The 14,463-nt window shown below is 50.9% G+C and carries 14 protein-coding genes; 11 read left to right on the top strand and 3 right to left on the bottom strand.

The window, feature by feature from the left end:
• Window positions 1–784: 784 nt before the first annotated feature.
• The 9 genes from EBB_RS21965 to EBB_RS21925 all read left to right on the top strand — a co-directional run bounded on the left by EBB_RS21965 (window position 785) and on the right by EBB_RS21925 (window position 10,616).
• Window positions 785–1,543, top strand: a complete 759-nt coding sequence (locus EBB_RS21965) for a class I SAM-dependent methyltransferase (RefSeq protein WP_192395812.1) — start codon at window positions 785–787, stop codon at window positions 1,541–1,543.
• 193 nt (window positions 1,544–1,736) lie between these two features.
• Window positions 1,737–2,072 carry a trypco2 family protein gene (locus EBB_RS21960; protein WP_192395811.1) on the top strand — a complete coding sequence of 112 codons (336 nt, stop codon included), beginning with the start codon at window positions 1,737–1,739 and terminating at the stop codon, window positions 2,070–2,072.
• Between the two features lie 25 nt (window positions 2,073–2,097).
• Window positions 2,098–3,549 (top strand): trypsin-like serine peptidase, encoded by a 1,452-nt coding sequence (locus tag EBB_RS21955; protein ID WP_192395810.1) that lies wholly within the window; start codon window positions 2,098–2,100, stop codon window positions 3,547–3,549.
• Window positions 3,546–4,532 (top strand): AAA family ATPase, encoded by a 987-nt coding sequence (locus EBB_RS21950; RefSeq protein WP_192395809.1) that lies wholly within the window; start codon window positions 3,546–3,548, stop codon window positions 4,530–4,532. The genes EBB_RS21955 and EBB_RS21950 overlap by 4 nt, the downstream gene beginning before the upstream one ends.
• Window positions 4,532–7,501, top strand: a complete 2,970-nt coding sequence (locus EBB_RS26200; protein ID WP_223146906.1) for a formylglycine-generating enzyme family protein — start codon at window positions 4,532–4,534, stop codon at window positions 7,499–7,501. Before EBB_RS21950 ends, EBB_RS26200 begins: the two co-directional genes overlap by 1 nt.
• 118 nt (window positions 7,502–7,619) lie before the next feature.
• The gene (locus EBB_RS21940; RefSeq protein WP_192395808.1) at window positions 7,620–8,438 is read left to right on the top strand and encodes a formylglycine-generating enzyme family protein; all 819 of its coding nucleotides are present in this window, start codon (window positions 7,620–7,622) and stop codon (window positions 8,436–8,438) included.
• Window positions 8,439–8,572: 134 nt separating this feature from the next.
• Complete coding sequence (locus EBB_RS21935) at window positions 8,573–9,010, top strand: hypothetical protein (protein WP_503466901.1); 438 nt, start codon at window positions 8,573–8,575, stop codon at window positions 9,008–9,010.
• Window positions 9,011–9,089: 79 nt separating this feature from the next.
• The gene (locus EBB_RS26565) at window positions 9,090–10,217 is read left to right on the top strand and encodes a PEP-utilizing enzyme (RefSeq protein ID WP_192395807.1); all 1,128 of its coding nucleotides are present in this window, start codon (window positions 9,090–9,092) and stop codon (window positions 10,215–10,217) included.
• 111 nt (window positions 10,218–10,328) lie between these two features.
• Window positions 10,329–10,616, top strand: coding sequence for a hypothetical protein (locus tag EBB_RS21925; protein ID WP_192395806.1), 288 nt, complete (start codon window positions 10,329–10,331; stop codon window positions 10,614–10,616).
• Window positions 10,617–10,670: 54 nt separating this feature from the next.
• Here the strand turns inward: EBB_RS21925 and EBB_RS21920 are convergent, their stop codons facing one another.
• The 3 genes from EBB_RS21920 to EBB_RS21910 all read right to left on the bottom strand — a co-directional run bounded on the left by EBB_RS21920 (window position 10,671) and on the right by EBB_RS21910 (window position 13,075).
• A complete protein-coding gene (locus EBB_RS21920; RefSeq protein WP_192395805.1) occupies window positions 10,671–11,147 on the bottom strand; it encodes a hypothetical protein in 477 nt (158 codons plus the stop codon).
• Between the two features lie 241 nt (window positions 11,148–11,388).
• Complete coding sequence (locus EBB_RS21915) at window positions 11,389–12,243, bottom strand: hypothetical protein (RefSeq protein ID WP_192395804.1); 855 nt, start codon at window positions 12,241–12,243, stop codon at window positions 11,389–11,391.
• An 82-nt stretch (window positions 12,244–12,325) separates the two neighbouring features.
• Entirely contained in the window at window positions 12,326–13,075 is a 750-nt protein-coding gene (locus EBB_RS21910) for a DUF2971 domain-containing protein (protein ID WP_192395803.1), read from the bottom strand.
• A 581-nt stretch (window positions 13,076–13,656) separates the two neighbouring features.
• Here EBB_RS21910 and EBB_RS21905 point away from each other — a divergent pair.
• Window positions 13,657–14,001 carry a nucleotidyltransferase family protein gene (locus EBB_RS21905; protein WP_192395802.1) on the top strand — a complete coding sequence of 115 codons (345 nt, stop codon included), beginning with the start codon at window positions 13,657–13,659 and terminating at the stop codon, window positions 13,999–14,001.
• Window positions 13,998–14,402 carry a HEPN domain-containing protein gene (locus tag EBB_RS21900; RefSeq protein ID WP_192395801.1) on the top strand — a complete coding sequence of 135 codons (405 nt, stop codon included), beginning with the start codon at window positions 13,998–14,000 and terminating at the stop codon, window positions 14,400–14,402. The genes EBB_RS21905 and EBB_RS21900 overlap by 4 nt, the downstream gene beginning before the upstream one ends.
• Window positions 14,403–14,463: the final 61 nt, after the last annotated feature.

Here is a 14,463-nt window from a genome sequence, read left to right as displayed (position 1 = left end):
TCCCCTTGGGGTGAAAACGCCTCAACGGATTCGGTGAAATTCTATATTAATATCGAATCGATATAAAATGGTTTTTCATTATTCCGATTTCGGTCATGCACTCATACCAATACGAATGCCGCCACTTTCCATGCGGGCAGATGTATATCAATGTCGCCGCATGAATACGGAGTTGGATGCACCTATACATGCGGCGCGTAGGATCGTCGAATGACTAGCGGTTTTACTGGTACTGAAACCGCAGCGTATTGCGCGCAACCTGCTAATGGCAAACGCAACGCATGGCTTGAAACCCACTAATTGATGTAAAACAGCTGTTCGACAGCTAACGATGTTGGGTTTTTAAGGCAGTCCCCAACCTCTGTCCATTCAAGTTAAATCGAACCGGCTCGCCATAAATCTCCCATATTACAAGGGGGACGGAGCGTCATAGCTTGGTGTGTGGTAACGGAAGCGCTTAAGCAAGCAGGCGAAGCGGTTCTCCAATGTCTTTAAAGCGGCGTCTATTGTCCAATCAAAGGCTGATTATTTATCCACCGGGCGGTTTGCGGTTTCGGGAAATAAATCACGGGTCGCTTAAGTATGGTTACCGAAAAATTTACCGCGGGGATATTGTTAACCTTGCTTGATAGATGTCAGCTTTTTGGGAAAGTGGCTGGCTCGGTATCCGTAGCGCATTTATCTGATTATAATTTCAGAACAAAAATACGAAGTCCACACACTCCTTCCTGCGCGCTGCAATCAAGCACAGGCGCGTATTTGTTAAACAAACCAGGACGCTTTTATGAATTCGAATGAAAATGCCGTGATGCCTTCTTTGACCGCACAGAATCCGTTTACCGGCCGTATCGGTGAAGAGTACGATTTTCTCGGTATGATGTGTCCCAATGTCGTGGTTCTGACGCAAAAGCTCGGAGAGACAGTCGCCGCATGGCACCCTGGCAATGGCATTCAGGGGCTTGAGATCGGCTGCGGTACAGGACTGAGCACGCTGTCCTTGCTTACCCAGCGCGAGGACCTGCATCTGCGCGCTTTCGATGCCTCAGCGGCAATGCTTATGCAGGCGCGCGCGAATTTGGCGGAATATGTCGATAACGGCCGTGTCGAGTTCATCGAGAGCGATGCGCTAGCTTTTTTACAGCAGCAACCGGACGCCAGCGTTGATGTTGTTGCCTCCAATTATGCCATTCACAATTTTCTGAATGACTATCGGGACCAAGTCTTTGCCGAAATCTGGCGGGTGCTTAAACCGGGTGGATTGTTCGCAAACGGCGACCGCTTCGCTATCGATGATGCCGCTCGGCATCTGGCTTCCACGCAAGCCGACATTCGCCACTGGTTCAAGGCTTTTGGAGAGCTAAAGCGTTACGATCTTTTGGAAGATTGGGTGGTACATTTGCTGAGCGACGAATCACCGGAACACATCATGCATGTGCCAGCCATAATAGCCACCTTGCAATCTCTCGGTTTCAGCGATGTGCAATCGCTTTATCGTGAAGGAGTGGACATGCTGATGATCGCGATAAAGCCTAAATTGGCTTAGTTTTTTATCGGTCATCGTTCCCGCGCTCCGGCGCAGCGCTGGAGCGAGGGAAAGATCACTGTCGGGGCGTTTGAGTTCAAAGATAATCTCAGAGCGCTCAGAAAGGCGTGCGATGGCGAATAACTGACAATTGGAAAACACAGTCGGTTAGTTAGGCCCAACACTTTAAAAAAAAACGATGAGGGGAGCGGCTATGAACGAGAACGACAAGCTGAACTTGGCGGAAGTGATTCAAGAGCTGAGACAAAGTTTGGTGACTGCTTCAATGCGCGGGGAGGCGGAAACCATTCGCTTCAATGTGAATAGCGTAGAAGTGGAATTGCAAATGGTGGTCGAAAAGTCAGTCGGTGGAAAAGCTGGCGGTAAATTTAATTTCTGGGTGTTGGGCGGCATCGATGCTGAAGCGTCAGCCGCTTATAAAAGTGCAGCTACGCATAAGATCAAATTAAGTTTACAACCGGTGGATGTGAAGAATCCGGACCCGCAGACGGGTGAGCCCAGTAAACTATTGTTGTCAGGTGATGAATAACCGAGGCATTTAGCGGGGATTAATTATGGATACCAAGCTGATTGCAAAGATTCTGCCGACGAAAAAAGATGGCAATCGCACTATTGGCACAGCTTATCCCATCGCTCAGGGTTTAGTATTGACGGCACGCCACGTCGTTGTTTTTGATGAGCGTGATAAGGCGGTGCCTATTGTGATTGAATGGCCGGATTCAAAGCATTCAGATACGAATGTCACCGAAATTGTTTGGGTCAGTGATGAACACGACATTGCAATACTCAGGTGTCAAACCCCGCCAAACATGTCACTTTCCTCAGAGTTATTGGCGAAACGCGATCCAAAAGGCCATGAACAGTGGAGTGGTTATGGCTATCCGGCTATCGGCAAGGACGCTGAATCGGGATTGCGCGAAAAAATACCGGTGATGGGGGAGTTCTTTCCACCGAATGTCGCCACGCCTAAACTCACCATTTCCTGCAAAAGTGATGCTTTGGAGAAGGCCGGTTGGTGCGGATTATCGGGAGCGCCGGTATTTCAAGGGCCGCAATTATTTGCGATTATCACCGAGACGCCCCAAAAGCGTGATGAATGTTTCACCGCGGTTTCCATACCCTGGTTAATTCGAAACGATCAAGAATTCCAAGAAATAACCGGTATACAAGGCCAAATTCAAAAACATCAAAAATTCGTTGCCGAGCAGAAACGACAAATTAGCGATCTTTTGTTAAAAATGACCGCAGAGAATCTACTGTTCAAACAAATCGCCGGTCAGTTGAAGTTGAATATCGAGCATATGTCCGATAAAAAGTTAACTGAAAAATTGCTGGAAGCCTTCGAACAGGATGACTTGGCGGTTTTAGATTTGTTGCTTTGCGCCGGTGCCGATGCGTTCAAACAAGATTCCGGCGAGTCGATACGCCAGAATCTCAGGCAGCTCTTCTATTTGTTCGCTGGCTTGATGGCCCCGGAATGCCAAGCAATCAAGCAGGCATTGATTAACTTGCCGGTGCGCACCGCGATGGCGGCTGAATTGTCGCTGGCGGCGATTTACGATACCAATCCCGAGTTTGTCAGACATGACGGCAAAGTCCTTGGCAGGCATACGATCAATGCGGACGTGTTTACCCGCGAAACCGGTTGGAGCCAGACAGAGTTCATAAAAGACGCCACCGAAACGATTTACAAGGCCATTCACAAAGCGCCGCCGCCAGAGCCGCTGGATACTTTTGAGCTTGAGGCTTTGAATTCCACGATTAAACAGCGGCAAAATCGCTCGTTAAACCAACTGCATCGCCTGGAATTAAATAGGCGGGATGCCAATTTGACTAACAACCCTTTGCTTGATGCAGCCAATTGCCAGGCTTTAATTGCCGCAGATTGCCTCCCGGATTTACCCATCGTCCACTATGGCGAAGCCGTAGCGGAAAAAGAAGCCAAACTAAGTGCCAAAATCACAGAGCTCTTCAACATACTCGAAACCAGCCAACCAAGCACATGACAGTAACCACCCTCAAACATTTTCAAGCCGATAGCGTTATCGATTACGCGGACTGTGGTTCCTGGCGGCAAGGCCGTTATTTTCTGGATAAAGCCAGCGCTTATGCCCTGGAAATGGCCTTGGCGACCCGCCGGCCTTTGTTGGTCAAAGGTGAACCGGGGCTCGGCAAGAGCTACTTGGCGCGCGCGGCAGCGGCCAAACTCAAACGTAAATTTATTGCCGAAGTCATCAACATCAACACCGAAGGCCAGGATTTGCTCTGGCGTTACGATCCGGTCGCTCGCCTCAACGACGCTCACGCCGGTATCAAAGACGATGACAAACTCAACCCCAAGCATTATCTCAATCCCGGTGTGCTGTGGTGGACCTTCGGATGGGATAGTGCGGCCAGGCATTACAACGATGTCTGCCGCCATAAAGTCTACCGTCCGCAGATTTCGGACGACGGCGAACTGGACAACGGCATTGTTTTATTAATTGACGAAATCGACAAGGCCGAGCCTTCGTTGCCGAACGCACTATTAGAAGTGCTGGGTAACGGCGGTTTTGACGTACAGCTGTTAGGAGAAACCATCGGCAAGACACAGCAAACGGCAGACAAACAACCGACGCCGCCGCTAGTGATCATTACCAGCAACGACGAGCGTGAACTGCCGGCGGCATTTATTCGACGCTGTTTAGTGCTGAATTTGGCGGTGGATGATAAAAATCTTGATACGTGGTTTTTGGATAGAGCCGAGGTGCATTTTAATAATAATCAGTGCAGCGACATCATCAAACGCCTGGCGCTACAACAACTAATCGCCGACCGGCAGGAAGCTGAGCGCCACGGCACCATCAAGGCCGGTTTGGCCGAATACCTGGATTTATTGGCGGCGCTGGATGAAATGACCGATTCCTCGGTGCAAGGCCAAGAACGGGATACTTATCAGCAATGTTTGCTGGCTGAGATTCAGCACTTTGTGTTGCGCAAAGCTTTGTAATGCCGATTCATACTCAGACTAGTCGCGGCGACTTACTGCGCTGGCTGCAGCGCTGTCAAACCCAGGACGAAAAATGCCTGAGCGCTACGATTTTGGGTTATGAATGGTGTGCGCCAGTCACGATAATCGATGAAATTGATTATAAAGCGCCCCCTCCGGAGCCACCCGAAATCGACCCAGATCCTGTTCCTACGCCGGCTAAATTCACGCTGAAACGCCCGCAAGAATTATTCTATGCCCTTGCACATCAGGAGCATTATGCTGATCGGCAACAGCTCGGCGACAACTTGCCGTCCGTGCTTCAAGGCGTTGAGCCGCTCTCCGACGCCGATTTGCAGCCCTTAGCCAGCGGAGAACCGCTGCCGCATCAAGCCATCGTCCCCGACGCCCGCATGCGCGATTTTTTGCGCCAATCCATAAGCCATAGCTTGGGGCTGCGACTGGATATGCCGCAGTTGGTCAAACGTATCGCCCGCCTGCAAACCTTATATCATCTGCCGCGCAAGCCACGAGTCGTGCCGGCCGGGCGGGTTTATGTCGTCCTCGACCTGAACAAACGCTTGATGCCGTTCTGGTTGGACGCCCATCGCTTGTGCGAAGGTATCGTCCGTCAGTACGGATTGAACGGTCTGGAAATTCGCGTCATTGACGATGACCCGCTAGGTGAATATTGGGATTGGTTTGATCAACAGCAACTTCCTAAGCAGTGGCAAGCCCTCACCGCGCAAAGTGTGGTGTTCATCGTCAGCGACCTGGGGCAACTGGCTGAACAACACAGCCCGATACGCACACGGTGGGACAGTTTTTTCCGGCAACTAAGCCGTAAAAACACCACGCCAGTCGTGCTGGCACCCGTTTCGGCGGCCCAGCAACAGCCCGAGCGCCTAAAATCCATCCGTCAAGTGTTGTGGAACAAACACAGCAAGCTGAAACCGGAAAAGATCGATCCCGATACAGAGGCCCACGCTGAGCACGTCCGTAAGGTCTTGGCATTGTTATCCATCGCCGTACACGTCGAACCAGAATTGCTAAGAGCCCTGCTGCGCTGTTTACCCGCTGAACAAGCCGATAGCGGCATCGAAGCGGCGGTGTATCAGCATGCCGATATGCAGTGGGGTTATACAGCCATCAGCATGCGCCCGGAAAAGCGGGCGGAGTATCAGGCCGAATTTAAACAGCTGGACGCTGGCTTGCAATATCAAGTCTTGAGTTTGCTCAAACGCCAGCATATCGGCCAGTTTCCGGCGATTTGGGCGGAAGAAGTCATCAACGCCTTGCCCTTGGTGGGTTTCCCGCTCGAACAGCTGGCCGATGTCCAACAGGCGGAAACCTTTATGCAACGCGTTGCCAAAACCCTGCAGGGTGCACAGCCCGACAGCGGCATGACTCAATTTGCCCGGCGGCATTTAAACCGGTTGAGCGGCGAGGCGATTTGTCACTATAACGACTGCTATACCAGCGCGCTTTATGGGCTGGCGTATCGCGAACAACTGCGGGCCGGCGCCCCATTGCCTGCGGAATACGATGCCGCCATCGTGCACGAGCTGATTCGTGAACGTACAGAATTAGCTCGCTATGGCATCTGGCAAGTTGGTGAAGCCCTGAGTATCGCTTATGCTGACACCAGGCCCGTAGCGATAGGTGGCGCGAAACTGGCCGAATTCGACGCAATCCACGACAGCATCATGCTGTTCAAAAGTTGGGTAGAAAATGGCCGGATGCGAGTGGATAAACAATTGCTTCGCTTGCCGGTCCATGGCGAATCGTGCCTCATCGATCAGTTGAATGGGCAGACCCTGGATTTTGATACCGGATTGGCGAGACTGACGTTTGCAGCATTTGATAAGCCCCGTTGGGCTGACAGTATCTTCCGCAATTCAGAAGGACTCTCGGCCAATTTGCGCTTTGCGGGCAAAGATTATCGCTTTTTGTTACAAGCAAGGGAGGGCTTCAACCCTTACATCGAGTTAAAACTGTTGACCGAGGCCGAACCCGTACCGGGAAAATGGGGCGAGCGGTTTGTGAATACCATTCTGTTAAATCAGGAAGATAGAAGGAGGCTGCTTACCCAAGTGCGATGGGAGCCGGATAACTTAATTGACTGGCCAGTCGGGATAGACCGCTACGGCCTCTATGCCGACCTCACCGTCAACCAGGTCACCCAACGCTTCCGCTGGATAGAGCCCGGTAGTTTCATGATGGGATCGCCGGAAGACGAGCCGGGACGCTACGACGACGAAACGCTGCATGCGGTCACCTTAACTCAAGGCTTCTGGCTAGCCGACACCGCCGTCACCCAGGCTTTCTGGCTGGCGGTGCTCGGTGGCGACAACCCAAGTGGTTTTAACGACGATCCGCAAAACCCGGTCGAACAGATCAGTTGTGACGACGTTCAGCGGTTTATCGAACATCTGAATACTCTGGTGCCTGGTTTGCGAGCCCAATTGCCGACCGAAGCGCAATGGGAGTACGCCTGCCGGGCTGGTACCACCGCACCGTTTTCATTCGGAGCCAACATCACTCCAGAACAGGTCAATTACAATGGCACTGCTCCCTATGCCGGTGGGGAGAAAGGCATTTATCGCCATAAGACCGTGCCGGTGAAGAGCTTGCCGGCTAATATATGGGGCTTGTACGAAATGCATGGAAATATCTGGGAATCGTGTCAGGATGGTTGGCAAGAAAATCTTGGCACGGAGGCAGTGCTTGATCCGCTGATCCAGCCAGACAAAGCCGAAGGTGATCGCCGTGTAGTGCGGGGCGGGTCGTGGGGCAGCGTTGGCTGGAGCGTACGCTCCGCTTTTCGCGACTATTTCCAGCCCGATTTTCGCGCCCGCAGCTTCGGCTTCCGGCTTGCCCTAGGTCAATCTGAGCTCAGGCCATCACCGGCAAGCGGAGCCGTAAAACCAGTGACGGTCAGGGACACGCCCTGGCCGGACAGTGGCATCGCGGAGCAGTCGCAGGCTTGATTGACGGCGACGATGCCTGAATATTGGCGTAAGCTGACCGAAATTCAAAAATGATGAAGTATCTTTTGCCAAAGACTAAACGCGAATTTTGCCGCTGATGTTTATCTGCCTGTAAATTATGAGCTCACCCCACCGCAATCACTTGTCGCCACCGATGTTCCCCCTGGCTTGGGCCAGTGAATGGGGTGAGGATGGTTATGGCTTATGGCAGACTTTAATATTCAACGATGTCAGGCAAGTGTTTCGCTGGATCGAGCCGGGGACATTTTTGATGGGTTCCCCGGAGACTGAAACAGGACGCTACCACTACGAATCTCGGCAGCGGGTGGACTTTGAATCAGGCTTTTGGCTGGCCGACACCGCTGTAACTCAAGCGCTGTGGCTGCAAATTTACCCGGGTGATAATCCTAGCCGCCATCAGGAACATCCCGACTTTCCTGTGCATCGGGTGAGTTGGGACGATGCCCAAGCGTTTATTGCGCAGTTAAACGAGACTATCCCCGGTTTTCACAGCCGGCTACCTAGCGAAGCGGAATGGGAATACGCCTGTCGTAGCGGTAGCGATACGCCGTTCAATTTTGGTGAAACGATTGATTCGCAGCAAGCGAATTTCAACGGTAACTACCCCTATGCAAACGCGCCTAAGTGCGAATTTCGCGGTAAACCCGTGCCGGTAAAGAGTTTTCCCGCGAATGCCTGGGGGCTTTACGAGATGCACGGCAATATTTGGGAGTGGTGCCAGGATGAATGGAAAGAACATTTTTTTGTTGCTAACTCGATAATGTCGCCCTTGCCGTTGCTTCAGGCTGGAGACGCTGTGGCTCGCGGCGGCTCCTGGGATGCCGACGCGACCTTCGCCCGTTCCGCCTACCGATACCACTTCGATAAATCCCAACGCAGCGAGTTCTTTGGGTTTCGTTTGCTGGTTGATGGTTGATGGTTAGCTTCAATTATAAAATTTCTGAAAAACACGGCTTTTGTAAACTATTCCTGCCGCGAATTGATTTTCTGTCGACGAGCATCGAGCCAAGCACTTTATAATTACGCATTTTGCCCGCTCTTCACCTACTCATGCTTGTTCAACCAGAGTTAAAACGCCTTTCTCAACAGCTAAATCAAGTTATGAGCGTTGATCGCCATGGCTTGAAGCGCCAACTCGACCGCCTGCGTAGCGAGACCCACAAGGGCAAGGATGTGGCGGCACAGGTGCAGCAACTGGCGGATAAGATCGAGCGTTCGGTCGGGCGTAGCAATCAGCGCCGTGCGTCGGTGCCGGTGATCAACTATCCGGATTTGCCGGTCAGCGGCAAGAAGGACGAGATTGCCGGGCTGATTAAAAACCATCAAGTGACCATCGTCTGCGGCGAAACCGGTTCCGGTAAAACTACCCAGTTGCCGAAGATTTGTCTGGAAATCGGCCGTGGCGTCACCGGTTTGATCGGCCACACCCAACCGCGCCGAATTGCCGCGCGCACCGTCGCTGACCGCATCGCCGAGGAATTGGGTTAACCTATCGGCCAGGCGGTGGGTTACAAAGTGCGTTTTCACGATCAGACTCATCCCAATTCGTTGGTCAAACTGATGACCGATGGCATCCTGCTGGCCGAGTCGCAGAACGATCCTTATTCAAACCAGCATCATCGGCGCGACGGTTGGCGAAGCGGATGCGCCGGCGACCTTTGATCGCTTGCTGGCGTACTGCGAAACCAAAACAGGTTTCGTCAATAAGGAACTTTACCGGCTGGCACGGCGGATAGCGGAGCACCCCAAACTCGTGCAGGCGTTGCGCGCCCAAACTGGTCAGCAATTTCTGGCTGCCGGCGGATTCATACAAGAAGCAGATATTGCAGCCGCTTTCCAGCGTTTTTTACAGGATCATGGGCATCGGGAAGTGGAGTTCGATCCCTACCATCCGACCTGGTTGGAAGCGCCATGGCTGGTGATTGAAAATCTGAAAATGATGTTGGACTCTGCCCTGGAAGACCCTGCCGAAAAGGAACGTATTCTGAAAATCCGGATGTTGGAAACCGAGCGGCAATTGATCGGCGGGTTGCCGGAGGATTTGCGGTTTCCTGTGCAGGAGTTGTTGCGCTTGACTCGGGTTTATACCGCATTGGACGACATCGAACATTACCAGACAACACGGCTGACATTGCCGTTCCGCAAGGGTTTACTGGCCTTGGGCGTAGCATTGCAGGCGAGGGGCATCATTACAGAAGCGATGGATGTGTTCTTTGCCAGAGCCGAACAGCTCTCGGAAACAATCCGCCTTAACGATGCCGAGTCGTGGTGTCGTTTGGCGGATAGCATAGTCCGGGAAAAACAGGCTTATCAAAACCATAGGCAGCATTCACCGGAATGGGAGTTGGGTAAGTCACAAGCCTGTTCCGCTAAAGACGGGGATTTTGTTGGTTTGCCTGGTAGTCCCGGCGTTGCCTGCGGCGCGGTATTCAAGGTGTTGTCGCAGGACGATTTCGCCGATTTTCCGGCCAACGCGGTACTGGTAGCTCGTACCACCAACCCGGCCTGGACACCTTTATTTTATAAGGCGGCGGCTGTGATCACCGAAAGCGGCGGACCTTTGTCTCATGGCGCAGTGACTGCGCGGGAAGTGGGTTTACCCGCGGTAATGAGCGTCAGAGGTGTGCTGGATGCTTTGACGAACGGCGACAAAGTGATAGTCGATGGTACTGCGGGCCGAGTAAGACTGGATTGAAGCAAGTCTTCGTAAGCAGGTCGGTCGGTCCACTTTGCAAAAATTCGGGACATCCCCGGTTTTTGTCATGACCGCAAGATTCAGCGCTTTGCGCGCAAGCCAATTAGAGTTGTGCGCAAGGCTTTTCAGGATTCGCGCAAGCTTATTTGCCTGGCGGGCAAGGCTTTTTTCCTTGCGCGCAAACCATTGAAGCTAGCGCGCGAATCAAAGAAGGTGGCGGTTTGGCCTCAAGGCCTTGCGCTTAAGCCATTTCGGCTTGCGCTTTTGGCAAATTGCCTTGCCCGCGAAGCAATTTACCTTGCGGGCAAGGTTCTGAAAGTGGCGAGTGGCTCTAATAAGCTTGCGGCTTTAGCGGAAAGGCTTGCGCGCTATGCTTTTATCTATTCCGCCAAGGGATAAAGCTTATTCCGCAAGCCGGAAAGCCTTGCCGGGCAGTCATTATGCTTATCTTGCTTAGCCGGTAGGTTGGGTGGCCTGGGTTTTTGCCTTGGCGCCGCGGTTAAACCGAACAGACATCGCCTGCCGCAGCGTTTCCAAGCCCGCGCCCTTGCCGGCGATTTTCAACGAGGCGTAAGCATCCAGGCTAAAACTATAAATATCGCTGCCCAGCGCCATGTCGGTATCTTCGCCTCTGCTCATTAAATCGCGCAGGCGATGCAGGCGAGGGCGGAGTTTGTCGAGCGTCACCAAATCGGCTTGCGCTTCGACGACATCGAGACCGGGCGGAATGGCATGAGTGTTTTGGGTGGCCACCGTCAGCGTCTGGCGGCAGAACGCTTCGGTTTTATCACCCATCTTCAGGATGGTGCGGCGTTCTTCCGGGGTTAAAACCAGGAAGCCGGCGAAGCGGTCTTCCAATGTTTTTAGGGCAGCGTCTATGTCCGTCAGATCATTGTCGGAAAGGCTTAAAGAAATCAGATGTTGACTCATGTTTATCTCCTTTTTTGGCGTTGCTGATATTACGGATGGCGGGGTGTGGTCCGCAGAAGAAAAGCGTAGGCTATTTTTGCAGAAGCGCGTTACTTTATTTGCTAGGAATTGGCGGCGTTTTGATTGATTCTGGTTTCCAAGCTTTGGCTTGTAATCGGCGGCAGTCGGCCAAAAGCTGTCTATCGCGGTGGAATTTTGAATGACTGGTTAACGCTGGAAATTGCTCGTTTAACGTTCTAGGTTAGAGGTGCTCCGCCGCGCTTTTTGGCGGAGCGTTCTCGATCACAGAGTTAGGGAAAATTTTACGGGCCAATTGTTTATAAGGCTCAATTCCCCTGACCATAGAATCAATTTCACTCTCAATATATGTATAAAGAGCCCCACCTCGCTCAGCAACAATCGTAGGCGCATTTCCTCTTCCTTTAGCATGCTTGTAAAGGGTAATTACAGCACAGCGATCAAAACGGTAAAAGCTTGATACGGGGGTTTCGTCGTGAATCCATATGCTAAAATCAAGAGAAAAATTAGAAACGGATGAAAATAATGCTTTATATTCTTCAATAGCCTGTCTAATTCTTCGTTCCATTGTTGCCGAGTCATTAGCATTAAAACGCTTAGCAAGATCCTTCATTATCTCTTGATTATCTGGATCAGGGACAATTAGCCTGATTCGGCAGTTTTTCTTTGCAGCCAAAAATCTTAAATCTTCCTCGAAGGTCGCCCTCCAGGTATTTGCATAGCAAACAAAAATATCAAGCCGTTCAGATGAACGGATAATCTTTGTAAAGTCTGGTCCTCTAACTGGATTGAGTGATACACCTGTAACACCAACAGTACGTATATCCTCTGCCAAACCAGTTTTAGCTAACAGCTCGTCGAGGAACGCTCGTTTTGAAAACAGCTCCCAAAGCATTGCGATAGAAACCGATGCTATTAACAAAGCACCAAAATTTGATATTACTGACTTTAGCCAGAGATATCCTGAAGGAAAAGTTGCTTGCTCTGCAAAACCAAGAAAAAGCAATCCAATTATGAACATTGCTCCAGAGGCTATATAAGTCCGCAGATTAGTAATTTGTTTAAATTGCTGGTTCATTGGCTAAACTTTCTATAATGCCCGCGTAATAGGCGCGAGCTTGCGAGCGTCCTAATTGACGCGTTTGTTAGGCCATGCCTCACTAAAATACTGGTTCTTTTGCTAGATTTGACTGCTTGACCTCAAAGTCACACCCATAACGTTTCGCAACGCCTGCGACGACTTCAAAGAACCACTTGGGAGCTACAGGTGAAACATATACGTTTTCAATTAATTTCTTTAGATCAACCTTAATTGATTTTCCAAATTCATTATTTACAAGAGAATAATCAAGGCCTTTGTCTGGCTCTTCTAAACTTGGAAGGTCTTGAATTAGTACCCGTAGTTCCTTCTCATGTTCAAAAGACTGTCTCTTGTGAACGTACGGCCAAAATCCATTACCCTCGGGTAACCAGTCCTTGTCATAATCTATGTAGTGAACGACACCAACATAAGTATCTTTCGCCAAGTTATCATGGAGTTTTGTATAAGTTGATTGGATTGCTACCGCCTCATTGGTTTGGGCATACAGCTTCCACATTGCCGCTGATTCAGTGTTATTCATATGCCAGCAATTTACATACGTCCATGAACGTGTCCATTTTGTAAATTTAGACAATTGTTGTAGCGCTTCTTTCGGAATGCCTTTCTCGCCGTAAAGATACGGCCTCATAATAGCGTTAGCATGAGAAGTTGCACCTTCATAAGGGTCTTCAAACTTGTCTACTCGAGACAAAAATAGAGACTCAGTTTCAAGTAACGACACAAACTTAGTGAAATCCATGTATCGCCAAATTTTCACGCTTTTATCTTCAGGAGGCAAAAAACATGGATGATCAGTTTCGGCTGGCATAATTCTCCTCTTGGGGCCTAACTAGTAATTAGAAAGTTCTGTATATCCACCCAAAAATGACCTGTGACAAGATAATTTATTGATCAGCATGTGATTTTCCCTTCTGTATATCACCGATGATAGCCAGCTATGACTGGTAACGATTCAATCTCTGCCATTGAATCACATTAGACGATAGGCTGAAAAGGGTCGATTGCTACATCCAAAAGCCGTCATTCGCTAATGGCGTAATCTTATCGGATTCGGTGGCTGGTAAGAGGAAATATTCGATTTCTTGGATTTAATCTTGGTAGGTTTAGGCGAAGGGTGGATTTTTCTAAGTAGACAGTGCGAATTTCGATCGAAACTCCGCTTACTCCGATACAAAGCCACTCAAACATTGAATGCCGGACGTTGGACCAAACGATAGGCCTGTAGCGGAGCTGCGCCGGGCCCGTGATCCAGCTTGTTGATTTTACAGGGCGTGGCAGCGAGTCTATTTTAGGTGTGGGTGTAAGCCTACATTAAGCAAAAATTCCGATTCGCTAAGCGTCGGCAAATAGTAAGATACTGATTGGTTTTTTAGCGCATTATCTTTACCTATGCCTCCACGTCCAATAGACCCTAACACCTTAGCGGCTGCGCGGCTATTTATCGGTCGAACGGCTGGCCGGTTCCGTTTAGTCGGAGCGTTGCTGTTCGGCAGTCGGGCGCGTGGTGATTATCAGGCGCAAAGCGACACCGACGTGGCGGTGTTGTTATCCGGGGCGCCCGGTCCATTCCTAGAAACCAAGCTGGCTTTGGCGGACATTGCTTACGATGTATTGCTGGAAACCGGAGTGTTGATCCAGCCCCTGCCTATTTGGCAATCTGAATGGGATTGCCCGGAAAGCTCCGCGCATCCGCACTTATTGGAAAATGTGAAACGCGACGGTGTGCCGTTATGAATGCCTGCGAATGGTTGCAAAAGGCCGAACGGGCGTTGGCATCGGCGCGCTTGCTGTTGGCCGATGGCGATAGCGAGGGGGCTTGCAACCGGGCGTATTATGCGATGTTCGAATCCGCGCAAGCGGCTTTGTCGGTCAGCGGCCGGATGATTGGCGCCGAGGCTAGCCGCACTCACAACGGCCTGATCACGCTGTTCAGTTTGCATTTGGTTAAGCCGGGCGTGATAGCGGTAGAACTTGGGCGGTCACTGAATCGTGTCCAAGAAATTCGTTTGTTGGCCGATTACACTGGCGATGCGATTGATCTCAAACAAGCTGAGGATGCCGTCGTCCAAGCAGAGTGCTTTGTGAGCGGTATGCAAGACTATGTGGCAAAACTTGATGGTCCGCAGTCAGGTTAGTTCTCGCAAGGCAAATGTAAACCCGCCCCGTCTGCCCTTATAATGCAGGGCTTTTATCAGA

The organism is Methylomonas fluvii (genome assembly GCF_014850975.1).
Taxonomy (GTDB): domain Bacteria; phylum Pseudomonadota; class Gammaproteobacteria; order Methylococcales; family Methylomonadaceae; genus Methylomonas; species Methylomonas fluvii.
The sequence above is the reverse complement of the archived record's forward strand: the minus strand, read 5'-3'. Positions and strand labels throughout refer to the sequence as shown.

Excerpts from the sequence above, each read along its gene's own strand:
- EBB_RS26565 (WP_192395807.1), top strand. The coding sequence starts at position 9,090 with ATGGCATCCTGCTGGCCGAGTCGCAGAACGATCCTTATTCAAACCAGC.
- EBB_RS26200 (WP_223146906.1), top strand. The coding sequence starts at position 4,532 with ATGCCGATTCATACTCAGACTAGTCGCGGCGACTTACTGCGCTGGCTG.
- EBB_RS21915 (WP_192395804.1), bottom strand. The coding sequence starts at position 12,243 with ATGAACCAGCAATTTAAACAAATTACTAATCTGCGGACTTATATAGCC.
- EBB_RS21940 (WP_192395808.1), top strand. The coding sequence starts at position 7,620 with ATGAGCTCACCCCACCGCAATCACTTGTCGCCACCGATGTTCCCCCTG.
- EBB_RS21920 (WP_192395805.1), bottom strand. The coding sequence starts at position 11,147 with ATGAGTCAACATCTGATTTCTTTAAGCCTTTCCGACAATGATCTGACG.
- EBB_RS21900 (WP_192395801.1), top strand. The coding sequence starts at position 13,998 with ATGAATGCCTGCGAATGGTTGCAAAAGGCCGAACGGGCGTTGGCATCG.
- EBB_RS21950 (WP_192395809.1), top strand. The coding sequence starts at position 3,546 with ATGACAGTAACCACCCTCAAACATTTTCAAGCCGATAGCGTTATCGAT.
- EBB_RS21965 (WP_192395812.1), top strand. The coding sequence starts at position 785 with ATGAATTCGAATGAAAATGCCGTGATGCCTTCTTTGACCGCACAGAAT.
- EBB_RS21910 (WP_192395803.1), bottom strand. The coding sequence starts at position 13,075 with ATGCCAGCCGAAACTGATCATCCATGTTTTTTGCCTCCTGAAGATAAA.
- EBB_RS21960 (WP_192395811.1), top strand. The coding sequence starts at position 1,737 with ATGAACGAGAACGACAAGCTGAACTTGGCGGAAGTGATTCAAGAGCTG.
- EBB_RS21955 (WP_192395810.1), top strand. The coding sequence starts at position 2,098 with ATGGATACCAAGCTGATTGCAAAGATTCTGCCGACGAAAAAAGATGGC.
- EBB_RS21905 (WP_192395802.1), top strand. The coding sequence starts at position 13,657 with ATGCCTCCACGTCCAATAGACCCTAACACCTTAGCGGCTGCGCGGCTA.
- EBB_RS21935 (WP_503466901.1), top strand. The coding sequence starts at position 8,573 with ATGCTTGTTCAACCAGAGTTAAAACGCCTTTCTCAACAGCTAAATCAA.